At 72.1% G+C, this 13,146-nt stretch carries 11 protein-coding genes; 1 reads left to right on the top strand and 10 read right to left on the bottom strand.

Going from position 1 to position 13,146, the window contains the following annotated elements; all coding sequences use genetic code 11:
- Nucleotides 1–455 (top strand): alpha/beta fold hydrolase (locus CITRI_RS0103635; protein WP_029139019.1); only part of this gene is annotated, 455 nt, incomplete at its 5' end.
- 20 nt (nt 456–475) lie between these two features.
- Here the strand turns inward: CITRI_RS0103635 and CITRI_RS0103640 are convergent.
- The 10 genes from CITRI_RS0103640 to CITRI_RS0103685 form a co-directional block, all read right to left on the bottom strand.
- On the bottom strand, nt 476–2,743 hold the full coding sequence (locus CITRI_RS0103640; protein ID WP_010143252.1) for a primosomal protein N': 2,268 nt from the start codon (nt 2,741–2,743) through the stop codon (nt 476–478).
- A complete protein-coding gene (metK, locus tag CITRI_RS0103645) occupies nt 2,740–3,990 on the bottom strand; it encodes a methionine adenosyltransferase (RefSeq protein ID WP_050813583.1) in 1,251 nt (416 codons plus the stop codon). The genes CITRI_RS0103640 and metK overlap by 4 nt, the downstream gene beginning before the upstream one ends.
- 75 nt (nt 3,991–4,065) lie before the next feature.
- Nucleotides 4,066–5,289 carry a bifunctional phosphopantothenoylcysteine decarboxylase/phosphopantothenate--cysteine ligase CoaBC gene (coaBC, locus tag CITRI_RS0103650; RefSeq protein WP_010143254.1) on the bottom strand — a complete coding sequence of 408 codons (1,224 nt, stop codon included), beginning with the start codon at nt 5,287–5,289 and terminating at the stop codon, nt 4,066–4,068.
- A gap of 7 nt (nt 5,290–5,296) precedes the next feature.
- Complete coding sequence (rpoZ, locus tag CITRI_RS20475) at nt 5,297–5,794, bottom strand: DNA-directed RNA polymerase subunit omega (RefSeq protein ID WP_010143255.1); 498 nt, start codon at nt 5,792–5,794, stop codon at nt 5,297–5,299.
- A 76-nt stretch (nt 5,795–5,870) separates the two neighbouring features.
- On the bottom strand, nt 5,871–6,473 hold the full coding sequence (gene gmk, locus CITRI_RS0103660; RefSeq protein ID WP_050813584.1) for a guanylate kinase: 603 nt from the start codon (nt 6,471–6,473) through the stop codon (nt 5,871–5,873).
- 140 nt (nt 6,474–6,613) lie between these two features.
- The gene (gene mihF, locus CITRI_RS0103665) at nt 6,614–6,928 is read right to left on the bottom strand and encodes an integration host factor, actinobacterial type (protein ID WP_010143257.1); all 315 of its coding nucleotides are present in this window, start codon (nt 6,926–6,928) and stop codon (nt 6,614–6,616) included.
- A gap of 202 nt (nt 6,929–7,130) precedes the next feature.
- Nucleotides 7,131–8,051 carry an orotidine-5'-phosphate decarboxylase gene (gene pyrF / locus CITRI_RS0103670; protein WP_010143259.1) on the bottom strand — a complete coding sequence of 307 codons (921 nt, stop codon included), beginning with the start codon at nt 8,049–8,051 and terminating at the stop codon, nt 7,131–7,133.
- The gene (gene carB / locus CITRI_RS0103675; protein ID WP_010143261.1) at nt 8,048–11,359 is read right to left on the bottom strand and encodes a carbamoyl-phosphate synthase large subunit; all 3,312 of its coding nucleotides are present in this window, start codon (nt 11,357–11,359) and stop codon (nt 8,048–8,050) included. Before carB ends, pyrF begins: the two co-directional genes overlap by 4 nt.
- A 6-nt stretch (nt 11,360–11,365) precedes the next feature.
- A complete protein-coding gene (gene carA, locus CITRI_RS0103680; protein ID WP_010143263.1) occupies nt 11,366–12,562 on the bottom strand; it encodes a glutamine-hydrolyzing carbamoyl-phosphate synthase small subunit in 1,197 nt (398 codons plus the stop codon).
- Nucleotides 12,563–12,606: 44 nt separating this feature from the next.
- The gene (locus tag CITRI_RS0103685; RefSeq protein WP_010143264.1) at nt 12,607–13,143 is read right to left on the bottom strand and encodes a hypothetical protein; all 537 of its coding nucleotides are present in this window, start codon (nt 13,141–13,143) and stop codon (nt 12,607–12,609) included.
- Nucleotides 13,144–13,146 lie beyond the last annotated feature (3 nt).

A 13,146-nucleotide genomic window follows, 5' to 3' on the forward strand; every position in this document is an offset into this window, starting at 1 on the left:
CCCTGGCGCGTCTGGCCCAGGGCTACTACGCGGCGTCCGCTGCCCTGCCCGAGTCGTTAGGCATGGCCCTGCTGTCCTCCCCGGTGGTCGTCTGGTTCACGGGAACGGTGATGGCCAAGACGCAGGACCGTCATACGCTCGCGTACCTCCACGACCAGCATCAGAGGTACTTCTCCGCGTTCGACCACCGCCGCGTGCTGGTCGAGTCGTATCGAGCCTCGATCAGGGGAACGGTCCTGGACGTCGCCGACCGCTTGGCGTTGCCCGTCCTCCTCGTGGCGGGCGCCCAGGACGAGCTGGGCTCCGTGGCGGGCCAGGAACGCCTGGCCCGTCGGATCCGCGAGGTCTCTCCCCGGGTCCGCCTGGAGGTGTTCGACGGCGTCGGGCACCTCATCCACTATGAACGGGCCCCGGAGACGGCCGGGGTGATGCGCGACTTCCTGCGGACCGACTGATCACCACTGCACGGGAGGGGTTACGGCAGGTCCACCGGGTCGATCCGCAACCGCACCGGCTCGGTCAACCGCCGGGCGCTGGCCGCCGCCCGCGCGGCGCGCAACGACTCGACGACCCGCCGGGCCGCGGAATAGGGGAAGAACAGCAGTGCCCGGTGCCGGACCGGACCGGCAGATCCGTCCGCGTGCCCGAATCCCGCGTCGTCGCCCACCGGGACCGGTCCCACCCAGGGCAGGGGGGACGGCCCACCGAGGGGGCCCACGAGGTCCATGAACGCGGCCACGGCGTCGGCCGGTCCGGACACCTCGGCCATCCGCACGGCCGGTGGCAGCCCGAGCTCACGGCGCTCGGCCAGTTGGCGCGAGGCATACCCGGCGGCGTCCATGCGCACCAGGGCTCCCACCACGTCCTCCTGCGACGCGGTGACCACGGCCACGCCCCCGTCCTGGCGCGGCCGGACCAGGGCGGCCGCCGCGAACCACCGCGACAGCACCTGCCCCGGGGTGCGCAGCCCCTCGCGTTGGAGCTGGTTGTCACCGTCGAGCAGCAGCGCCGCCGCATAACCGCCCTCGGCCACGGGTTCCGCGCCGATGGTGGCGACCACCAGCGCCGGGGTCCCGTCCACGGTCGAGAGGATGTGGTCCCCGGAGGAGGACAGGATCGGCGTGTCCGGGAAGGCCCGTCCGAGCTCGTCGGCGGTGCGATCCACGCCCCGGGAACCGGCCCGCAGGCGGTGACTGCCGCACTCGGGGCACTTGTACTGTCGCTCGCGCCGCCCACACCACCGGCACGCGGTCTCGTTGCGGGCGGAGGCGGTCCGGTCCGGGTACCCCAGCGGGCCCGTGCAGTGCCGGCAGCGGGCGGGTGTCCCGCAGTCCTGGCAGCTCAGGGCGGGAATGAACCCGCTGCGGCCGACCTGCACGAGCACGGGGCCGGGCTCGGCGTGCCGGCCCTCCAGTCCCTCCCGTGCGGCCTTCCAGGCGGCCTGCGGCAGTCGTGCGCGCGCCAGCACCGGATCGCGCTCCGACTCCCAGGAGTCCGCGGTGGCCACGACCCGCGGCGTCGCGGCGTGCACCGTCTGGCGGTCCACGCCCAGCTCCCCCAGCCACCCGGACTCGACCAGCCGCTGGACCTCGGGGGTGCGCGACGTGGAGGCCAACAGCAGTCCGGCACCGGCCAGCTCGGAACGCAGCAGGGCCACCTCCCGGACGTGCTGGTACGGCGCTCGCGGTTCGGCGTGCAGGGCATCGTCGTCGTTCCAGACGGCCACCAGGCCGAGGTCCGGCACGGGTGCCCAGATCGCGGACCGCGTGCCCACCGCGATCCGCCGCTGGCCGCGCCGCAACTGCAGGAAGGCCCGGTAGCGGGGGGTGGGGCCGTCGTCGGCGGTCAGCCGCGCGTACGCGCCGGCGCCCACGCGACGGTCCAGTGCCCGGCAGAGCCGGTCCAGGTCGCGCTGGTCCGGAACCACAATGACGGCGGCCCGGCCGGCCTCGGCGGTCCGCGCGGCCGCGTCGGCCAGCAGGGTGGCGGAGTCCCAGCTGCCGTGGGCGCTCGGCACGGTCACCGCCGCCCGGGGCCCCTCTCCCGCCGTGACCTGCCGGAAGAACGAGGTGGCGCCGTCCAGGCGGGTCCAGTCGAAGCGGCTGCCGGCATCGGGCCGGAACCCGGGCTCGGCGGCAGCCGGCACGGTCGAGACGTGGTCCGGGGTGGGGCCCGGGGCGGGTGCCTCGACAACCGGCCCGACGGGCGATCCGGCCTCCGGACCGCTCCCGGTGCCGTCCGCACCGGTGTCCTCAACCGCGGCACCCGGGTGGTCGGGCCCTGCTGTCCCCAAGGCCTCCGGGGCCTCGGCCTCGGCGTCCATCTGCTTCTCCACCCGGGCCACGCGGGGCGGCACGGCCACGCGGAGGACGTCCGCCACGTTCCCGGCGTACCGCGCGGCGACGGCGCGGGCCAGGTCCAGGACCTCCGGCGCGAGGACCTGCTCGCGGGAGACCACCGAGCGCAGGGGCAGCAGCTTGGCCCCGGTCGAGGGCTCGGAACCCCGCGCGACGAGCCAGCCCAGCACGTCCTGGTGGCCGAAGGGCACCCGCACCCGCACGCCCGGCCGGGCCTCGCCGTCGAGCGCATGGGGCACCAGGTAGTCGAACTCCCGGTCCAGGTGGGGAACCCCGGAGTCCAGCAGGACCCGGGCCACGGGGTCGTCCGGCCAGCCCCCGGCGACCTCGGGCAGACCGGTCACCGGTGCGGGCACCGGGATGTGGAAGAGGGGCTCCTCGGTCACCAGCCGACGGCGGCGCGCAGGGCGTCGACGCGGTCCAGCCGCTCCCAGGTGAAGTCCGGGTCCTCACGGCCGAAGTGACCGTGGGCGGCGGTCTTCCGGTAGATCGGCCGCAGCAGGTTCAGGTCCCGGATGATGGCCAGCGGACGCAGGTCGAACACCTCGTTGACCGCCTTGATGATGGCGGCCTCGTCGACCTTCGCGGTGCCGAAGGTGTCCACGTACAGGCCCACGGGGCGGGCCTTGCCGATGGCGTAGGCGACCTGGAACTCGGCGCGGTCCGCCAGCCCGGCGGCGACCACGTTCTTCGCCACCCAGCGCATCGCGTAGGCCGCGGAGCGGTCCACCTTGGACGGGTCCTTGCCGGAGAAGGCACCGCCACCGTGGCGGGCCATGCCGCCGTAGGTGTCCACGATGATCTTGCGGCCGGTCAGGCCGGCATCGCCGACCGGTCCGCCGATGACGAAGGGACCGCCGGGGTTGATGATGACCTGCGCCCCGGAGTAGTCGAGGCCGGACTGGTCCAGGACCGGGCGGATGACGAGACGCTCCACGTCTGCCCTGACCTGCTCCTGCGTGACGTCCGGCAGGTGCTGGGTGGAGACCACCACGGTCTCGATGGTCTTGGGCAGGCCGTCCTCGCCGTAGCCGACGGTGACCTGCGTCTTGCCGTCCGGCAGCAGGTACGGCATGGGCGACTCGTCCATGGTGCGGACCATGGTCAGCCGCTCGGAGAGGCGGTGCGCCAGGAAGATCGGGGTTGGCATGTAGGTGGGGGTCTCGTTGGAGGCGTAGCCGAACATGATGCCCTGGTCGCCGGCTCCCTGCAGGTCCACGGCGTCCACGGAGCCGCCGCGGGCCTCGAGGGAGGTGGACACGCCCGCGTGGATGTCCGAGGACTGCTGGCCGATTGAGATGTTCACGCCGCAGCGTGCGCCGTCGAAGCCGTTGGCGGAGGAGTCGTAGCCGATCCCGAGGATGGTCTCGCGCACGATCTGCGGGATCTCCACGTAGGCGGAGGTGTTCACCTCGCCGGCCACCTGCACCAGTCCCGTGGTCGTCAGGGTCTCCACGGCGACCTTCGCGGTGGGGTCCTGGGCGATGATCGCGTCCAGGATAGCGTCCGAGATCTGGTCACAGATCTTGTCCGGGTGGCCGCTGGTCACGGACTCGGAGGTGAACAGGCGCAGTCCACCTCCCCCGACGCCCGCGTAGGACTCGAAGCCGGCGGCCTCACGGGGCTGGGCCATGTCTGCGGTGTTGTCTGCGTCAGTCACCCGACCATCCTAGCCACGGACGCGGACACCGGTGGCCGGGCGTCGCCGTCAGCCCCGGAGCAGCCCGGCCAGCTGGTCCACCACGGCCGCCGCGACGTCCGCCTTGGACCCGGCCGCCTCGACCGGGTCGCGGCCGTCGGCGAAGAGCATGGTGACCTCGTTGACGTCCTGGCCGAAGCCGAGGTCCCGGCCGACCTGGTTCACCACGAGCATCTCGCACCCCTTGCGGGCCAGCTTCGCGGCGCCGTGTTCCAGCACGGAGTGCTCGGCGTCACCGGTCTCGGCGCCGAAGCCGACGATGACACCGGGCATGGGCCGGCCCTCGGCCCGCGCCCGGACGGTTCCGGCGAGGATGTCGGGGGTCCGCTCGAGGTGGATCACGGGGCTGGAGCCGTCCTCGGACTTCTTGATCTTGGCGTCCGCGTACTCGGTGGGCCGGAAGTCGGCGACGGCGGCGGCCATGATGAGCGCGTCGGCATCCGCACACTGCTCCATGACCGCGTCGTGCAGTTCCTGGGTGGACTCCACGCGCGTCACGGCGGTGCCGGCGGGGGGTTCCACGGACATGGCGCCGCCGATGAAGCGGACGGTGGCGCCGGCGGCCGCGGCGGCCTGAGCCAGGGCCACGCCCTGCTTGCCGGAGGAGCGGTTCCCGAGGTAGCGGACCGGGTCCAGCGCCTCCCGGGTGCCGCCGGCGGTCACGACGACGGTGCGCCCGGCCAGCGGACCGGCCTCCGGGGACGCGGTGGGCCGGGCCAGCCGCTGGGCCTCGGCCCAGATGCGCTCGGGTTCCGGGAAGCGCCCGGGACCGGTGTCCTGGCCGGTGAGTCGGCCCGAGTCCGGGTCCATGACGGTGATGCCGCGGGAGCGCAGGGTCGCGACGTTGGCGACGGTCGCCGGGTTCTGCCACATCTCGGTGTGCATGGCCGGAACGACCAGGACCGGGCACGTGGCGGTGAGCAGGACGTTGCCCAGCAGGTCCGGGGCGAGCCCGGCGGCGGCGCGCGCCATGGCGTCCGCGGTGGCCGGTGCCACGACGACCAGCTCGGCCTCGCGGCCCAGCCGGACGTGGTTGACGGTCTCCACGGCCTCGAAGGTGTCCGTGCGCACCGGACGTCCGGAGAGCGCCTCCCACGTGGCCTTGCCCACGAAGCCCAGGGCCGCCGGGGTGGGCACCACGTCCACGGTGTGGCCGGCCTCGGTCATCAGGCGCAGCAGCAGCGCGGACTTGTACGCGGCGATCCCGCCGGTGACTCCCAGGACGATCCTCATCGGGCGATCAGGACTGGTGGTCGGCCTCGTCGTCGGTGCCCTCGGTGGGGGTGCCGTCCAGGTCGGTGCTGATGGCCTCCTCGGCGACCGGGGACTCGTCGGTGGCGATACCCGGGTCGGTGGTCGCGTCCGCCACCTCGGTGTCGGTCAGGAAGCCCTCGCCGGAGAAGCCGGCGTCGGAGAAGTCGGCGTCCGCGGAACCGGGCAGGTCGAAGGCGCCGAAGTCACCGGACTCCTCGGCAGCGATCTGCTCCTCGGTCATCGGAGTGGCCTCGAGCAGGTCCGACTCGATCTCGCGCAGGGAGATGGACAGCGGCTTCTCGTTGAGCTTGGTGTCGACCAGCGGGCCGACGTACTCGAACAGGCCCTCGTGGAGCTGCGAGTAGTAGGCATTGATCTGGCGCGCGCGCTTGGCGGCGAAGAGCACCAGGGCGTACTTCGAGTCAACCTTCTCCAGCAGGGTGTCGATGGGTGGGTTGACGATGCCTTCGTACTGTTCGGTCACAGGATCTCCACTGTTGTCTGTCGGTTGTCCGCTGCTGTAGCCGCGGCTCAGTCTGTGTGGCTGCCTCGATCGCGTCTCAGGGGCGGTCGTCCGGGTCCAGTCCCATGATGCGGACCAGCTCCTGGGCGGCCCGTTCCACGGTGTCGTTGACCACGACGGCGTCGAACTCCGGCTCGGCAGCGAGTTCCATTCTAGCCGTTTCCAGCCGACGCCGCTGTTCGGCCGGAGTTTCCGTGCCGCGGCCCACCAGCCGGTGGACCAGTTCTCCCCAGTTCGGCGGGGACAGGAAGACGAATGTGGCCTCCGGCAGCCGCTCACGCACCTGCCGGGCGCCCTGCAGGTCGATCTCCAGCAGCACGTGCTGACCGTCGGCCAGCGCCCGCTGGACGGTGTCCCGCCGGGTGCCGTAGCGGTTGACCCCGTGGACCACCGCCCACTCGAGCATCTGGTCCTGCTCTACCAGTTCGTCGAAGCGCTCCGGGGAGACGAAGAAGTAGTGCCGGCCGTCCTCCTCCCCCGGCCGCGGGGGCCGGGTGGTGGCGGAGACGGAGAGCCACACTTGCGGATAGTGCTCCCGGATGAACTGGGAGACGGTGCCCTTCCCGACAGCGGTCGGTCCGGCGAGCACGGTGATGCCCGGCCGGTGTCCGGCGGGGGCCGCGCCGTGCTCCGGACGCAGGCTGACCGGCCTCGCACCCGGCACGGGCGGGGGCTCGATGTCCTCCAGCCCGGCGGGCACGCCAGGGCCGGCAGAGCCAGCCGAGCCGACGGAACTGCCGATGGTCGGCTCGGTCACGGGACCTCCTGGTCGGTAGGGGACTACCGGCCAATATAGGCGATCAGCGCCTCACGTTGCCTCCGGCCCAGTCCGCGCAGCCGCCGGTTCGGTGAGATCCCGCACGTCTCCATGATCTTCGCCGCCCGCACCTCACCGACGCCCTGCAGCGTCTGCAGCAGGTCCACGGTGCGCATCCGGCCGATCGCGTCGTCCACGTCGGCCGTCTCGAAGACCGACTGCAGGGTGGTCTTCCCCGCACGGAACGATTCCTTGAGATCCGCGCGAGCGGTCCGTGCCTGCAGAGCCTTGCTCCTGGCGGCTTCCCGTTCTTCGGACGTCAGTTCCTTGAGGGCCATGGTGAACCACCTCGGGCTAGATCCGCACGCCACGGCAGTGGTGCCGTGACTTGGAGAAAAGCTACCAACCCCACGCGGCCAGGGGCAGGTCTGGACGCGGTCCCGCGCCGAAACTTTATCCAACGGTGATCGGAGGCCCTTGCGGCCACCGACTACCCTCTGGTAGGTGACGGCCCGGTCACGGTCGGCGTGTCGATCCAGATCAGCCCGCCAGTTCGTCCCGTGCGGACTCCAGGGCACCGCGCAGTCCCGCCACCGAGGGCCCCTGCCGCAGGATGGCGCGGCTGGAGGTGGCCAGCACGCCCGGCCACGCCTGGGCGAACCCGTCGCGCATCCCCGCCCCGGAGGCCCCCTGGGCCCCGAAACCCGGCGCCAGCAGGGCGCCGCGCACCCCGGCCAGGTCGATGCCCAGCTCCGCTGCCTGACCGGCGACGGTCGCCCCGACCACGAGTCCGACCGGGCCGAACGCCGGGCGTGCTCCGGCCGCGCCGCCCTGCGGGCCGGGGACCCGGGCCAGCTCTCGCGCGTTGTCCGCGGCGGCCGCCTCGGCGATGACCCGGGCGACCGCGCCGTCCGGTCCAGTGGCGTGCTGCACCGAGGCGCCCTCCGGGTTGGACGTCAGGGCCAGGACGAAGACGCCGCGCCCGGTGGCCGCGGCCAGCTCGATGGCCGGGGCCAGCGACCCGTAGCCGAGGTACGGGCTGAGCGTGACGGCATCGGCGGCCAGCGCCGAGGAGTCCGAGAGCCAGGCATGGGCGTACCCGGCCATCGTCGAGCCGATGTCACCCCGCTTGGCGTCGGCGATCGTCAGCACCCCCGCCCGGCGTGCGGCGGACAGGAGCCGTTCCAGCACGGCCAGCCCGGCGGAACCGTGCCGTTCATAGAGGGCGACCTGTGGCTTGAGGGCGGCAACGAGGGGTTGCGCACCGGTTCCCGTGGCGGCCTCCAGTGCCGTCTGGGAGAACCGCTCCAGGGCCACCGGCGTGTCCGGCAGGTCCCAGTCGGAGAGCAGCTGCGGGTGCGGGTCGATCCCCAGGCACAGCGGCCCGGCGGCGTCCATGGCCTCCGCCAGCCGGGCACCGAAGGGTGCCCGGCCGGCAGGGGAGGCCGCGGGGTCGCTCACGCCCCGGTTCCCGCGCGGCCGATGGCGGCGGCCAGCCGCGCGTCGTGCTCCTGCAGGGAGGTGACGTCCCACGCGTACTCGCGCTGGGCCTCGATCGCCTGGATGGCGGCGCCGAACTCGGCCAGCGTGGTGATCATCGGCACGCCGATGGAGGTCGCCGCGGCCCGGATCTCGTACCCGTCCCCGCGCGAGTCCCCGCCCGAGGGCGTGTTCAGGACCAGGGCGATCTGGCCGGCGCCGAGCAGTTCCAGCACGGTGCCCTCCCCCTCGGCGGAGCGGGCGTCGGCGATCTTGCGGACCACGTCCGCCTGCACGCCGTTGCGCCGCAGCACCTCGGCGGTGCCGCCGGTGGAGACGATCGTGAAACCGAGGTCGATCAGCCGCTTGGCCGGCATGACGATCCCGCGCTTGTCCCGGTTGGCCACCGAGAGGAACACCTTGCCGGAGGTCGGCAACGGGTTGTTGGCGGCGGACTGGCTCTTGGCGAAGGCCGTGTCGAAGTACTTGTCGATGCCCATCACCTCGCCGGTGGACCGCATCTCGGGGCCGAGCAGCGAGTCCACGACGCGGCCCTCGGGGGTCCGGAACCGGGCGAACGGAAGCACGGCCTCTTTGACCGCCACGGGGGCGTCCAGCGGGAGCGAGGAGCCATCGTGGCTGGCGGGCAGCATGCCCTCGGCACGCAGGTCGGCGATCGTGCGACCGGTGCCGATCAGTGCCGCGGCCTTGGCCAGCTGCACGCCGGTGGCCTTGGACACGAACGGCACGGTCCGGGAGGCCCGCGGGTTGGCCTCGATCACGTACAGCACGTCCGAGGCCAGCGCGAACTGGATGTTGATCAGTCCGCGCACGCCCACGCCGGCCGCGATGCCGCGGGTGGCCTCGCGGACCCGGTCCAGGGTGTCCGGGCCGAGGTTGATGGGCGGCAGCACGCAGGCGGAGTCGCCCGAGTGGATCCCGGCCTCCTCGATGTGCTCCATGATGCCGCCGATGAACAGGTCGGTGCCGTCGTAGAGGGCGTCCACGTCGATCTCGGTCGCGTCCTCGAGGAACCGGTCCACCAGCACCGGGTGGTCCACGGTGATCTCGGTGGCGTTCTCGATGTACCGGGACAGCGAGGGCTCGTCGTAGACGATCTCCATGCCGCGGCCGCCGAGCACGTAGGAGGGACGCACCAGGACGGGGTAGCCGATCTCGTCGGCCACCTTCTTGGCGTCGGCGAAGGACACCGCGGTCCCGTTCTTGGGGGACACCAGTCCGGCCTCGTCCAGGACCCGGGCGAACTCGCCGCGGTGCTCGGCCAGGTCGATGGCCTCGGGCGAGGTGCCGAGGATCGGCACGCCGGCGTCCGCGAGCTGCTGGGCCAGCTTGAGCGGGGTCTGGCCGCCGAGCTGGACGAACACCCCGAGCACTCCCCCGCTGCGCTCCTCGGCGGCGATGACCTCCAGGACGTCCTCGAGGGTCAGCGGCTCGAAGTACAGCCGGTCGGAGATGTCGTAGTCCGTGGAGACGGTCTCCGGGTTGCAGTTGACCATCACGGTCTCGTGCCCGGCGGCGCGCAGGGCCAGCGTGGCGTGGACGCACGAGTAGTCGAACTCGATGCCCTGGCCGATCCGGTTCGGGCCCGAACCCAGGATGATGACCGAGGGCTTGTCGTGCGCGGTGACCTCGTCCTCGAGGTCGTAGCTGGAATAGCGGTACGGGGTGTAGGCCTCGAACTCCGCGGCGCAGGTGTCCACCGTCTTGTACACGGGGCGCACGCCGAGGGCGTGGCGGACGCCCCGGACGACCGAGGGGTCCATGTGCCGCAGCTGGCCGATCTGGGCGTCCGAGAAGCCGTGGCGCTTGGCCAGCCGCAGGACTGGCTCGCTCAGCTCGGGTGCGGCGGCCACCTCGGCCGCCACCTCGTTGATGAGCACCAGCTGGTCCAGGAACCACGGGTCGATCGCGGTGGCCTCGAAGAGCTGCTCGACGGTGGCGCCGCCCAGCAGGGCCCGCTGCACCTGGGCCAGCCGGTCCGTCGTCGGGACCTTGGACTGCTCGATCAGGGCGGGGACCTCGTCCACGGCCGGACGCACGAAGGACAGTTCGGCGCCCTTCTGCTCCAGGGAGCGCAGGGCCTTCTGCAGCGCCTCGGTGAAGTTGCGGCCGATGGCCATGGCCTCGCCGACCGACTTCATGGTGGTGGTCAGCGTCGGGTCGGCGGCGGGGAACTTCTCGAACGCGAAGCGCGGGACCTTCACCACCACGTAGTCCAGGACCGGCTCGAAGGACGCCGGGGTCTTCCGGGTGATGTCGTTGGGGATCTCGTCGAGCGTGTAACCCAGGGAGAGCTTGGTGGCGATCTTGGCGATGGCGAAGCCGGTGGCCTTGGAGGCCAGCGCCGAGGACCGGGAGACGCGCGGGTTCATCTCGATGACGACGATCCGCCCGGTGGACGGTTCCACCGCGAACTGGATGTTGCAGCCGCCGGTGTCCACGCCGACCTCGCGGATGACGGCGATCGCGATGTCCCGCAGCCGCTGGTACTCGCGGTCCGTCAGGGTCATGGCCGGGGCCACGGTGATGGAGTCGCCGGTGTGCACGCCCACCGGGTCGAAGTTCTCGATGGAGCAGACGACCACGACGTTGTCGTTGCGGTCCCGCATCATCTCCAGCTCGTACTCCTTCCAGCCGAGGATGGACTCCTCGAGCAGGACCTCGGAGGTCGGGCTGTACTGGATGCCGGCGCCGGCGATGCGGCGCAGGTCCTCCTCGTCGTAGGCCATGCCGGAACCCAGGCCGCCCATCGTGAACGAGGGGCGGACCACCATCGGGTAGCCGAGCGTCTCGGCGGCGGCGAAGGCCTCGTCCATGGAGTGGACGATCACGGAGCGGGCCGACTCGGCACCGCAGCGCTCCACCACGCCCTTGAACTTCTCGCGGTCCTCGCCGAGCTCGATCGCCTCGATGTTGGCGCCGATGAGCTCCACGCCGTACCGCTCCAGCACGCCGTTGGCATCCAGGGCGATCGCCGTGTTCAGGGCGGTCTGGCCACCGAGGGTCGGCAGGATGGCGTCCGGACGCTCGACGGCGATGATCTTCTCGACCACCTCGGGGGTGATGGGCTCCACGTAGGTGGCGTCGGCCAGCTCGGGGTCGGTCATGATCGTGGCCGGGTTGGAGTTGACCAGCACGACGCGCAGGCCCTCCTCCTTCAGGACGCGGATGGCCTGGGTGCCGGAGTAGTCGAACTCGGCGGCCTGGCCGATGACGATCGGGCCGGAACCGATGACCAGGACGGACTGCAGATCGGTGCGCTTGGGCATCTGGGTTCAGGCTCCTTCAGCGGGATTGGTGGTCTGGGGGGCGCCGGCGGCGGAGTGCTCGGTCATCATGGTGATGAACTCGTCGAACAGGTCGATCGAGTCGTTGGGGCCGGCGGCGGACTCGGGATGGAACTGGACGGAGAAGGCCGGGCGGTCCAGCAGGCGCAGGCCCTCCACGACCTGGTCGTTGAGCGACCAGTGCGAGACCTCCACCCGGCCGTAGGCGGACTCGGGTGCCTGGACCGGCTCCCCCAGGGGTGCGTCCACGGCGAAGCCGTGGTTCTGGGAGGTGATCTCCACCCGGCCGGTGGACTTGTGCATCACCGGCTGGTTGGGCCCGCGGTGGCCGAAGGGCAGCTTGTAGGTCCCGAAGCCGAGGGCCCGGCCGAAGACCTGGTTGCCGAAGCAGATGCCGAAGAACGGGATCCCGGCGTCCAGGACCTGGCGCAGCAGGGCCACCTGCTCGTCCGCGGTGGCCGGGTCGCCCGGACCATTGGACAGGAACACGCCGTCGGGGTCCAGGGCGGTGATGTCCTCGAACGTCGCGGTGGCCGGCAGCACGTGCAAACGGACGCCCCGGGAGGCCAGGTGGCGCGGGGTGGCGGCCTTGAGCCCCAGGTCGATCGCGGCGATCTCGTGCAGGGGCTCACCCTGCCAGCCGTGGTCGGCGGGCTCCACCACGTAGGGGGCGTCCGTGGTGACCTGCTCGGCCAGCCGGGCACCGGCCATCGGCGGCTGGGCCTGGACCTCGGCGATGAGTTCGCCCTCGGGGCGCCGGGCGGCCTCGCCGGAGAAGATCCCGGCCTTCATGGACCCCTCGCTGCGCAGGTGGCGGGTGATCGCCCGGGTGTCCACGCCCTGGATCCCGACGACGCCGCGGGCCACCAGCTCCTCGTCGAGGCTGCGACGGGCACGCCAGTTGGACGGGCGGCGTGCCGCGTCCCGCACCACGTAGCCGGCGGCGAAGATGTCACGGGACTCGGCGTCCTCGTCGTTCACGCCGGTGTTGCCGATGTGGGGCGCGGTCTGCACGATGATCTGCCGCGCGTAGGAGGGGTCGGTCAGGGTCTCCTGGTAACCGGTCATGCCGGTGGTGAAGACCGCCTCGCCGAGGGTGGTGCCGGTGGCACCGTAGGCCTGGCCGCGGTGGACGGTGCCGTCGCCCAGGACGAGAACGGCCGGTTCAGGGTTCAACAGGCTCACGGAAGGTACTCCATCTGCTGGTGGGGGTGAGGGGAAGTCGTGGTTCAGGCGGCGGCGCGGGTGCCGCCGTCGTGGTGGGGGACGATGTGCTCGATCGCGGACCGCAGCGGGTCACGGTCCCGGGCGGCCCGGGTGCGGAACCCGGTAGTGACCTCCTGGCCGCCCAGCAGCCAGGTCATGACGACCAGCCCGCCGGACTCGACGAACTTGCCGCTCATGCCGGAGTCCAGGCCGACCTCGAGCAGGTCCGCGGCGGGGATGAGGAAGTTGGCGCTGCCCTCGCGCAGCACGACCACCCCCTCGGGGTGGACCTCGAGCCGGGCGTTGGTGCGCAGGCCCAGCCCGTGCACGGCGATGCGGTCCAGGTAGTCGCGGCCGCGGACGGTGTTCACGTACATGCCCTCCGCGCCCGCCGACGGCGACGCCTCGAGCAGGTGCGCGGGCACCGGCGCCGGGGCGGGGATGTCCTGCTGGCGTCGCTTCCGGTTGCGCCAGCCCCACCACATCAGGACACCGATGGCGATCACCACGATCACCGTCAGGATCGCGATGAGGGTGTACTCGGCGCTGTAGTCGTTCACGTC

Origin of the sequence: Citricoccus sp. CH26A (assembly GCF_000224415.1) — a bacterium.
Lineage (GTDB): Bacteria > Actinomycetota > Actinomycetes > Actinomycetales > Micrococcaceae > Citricoccus.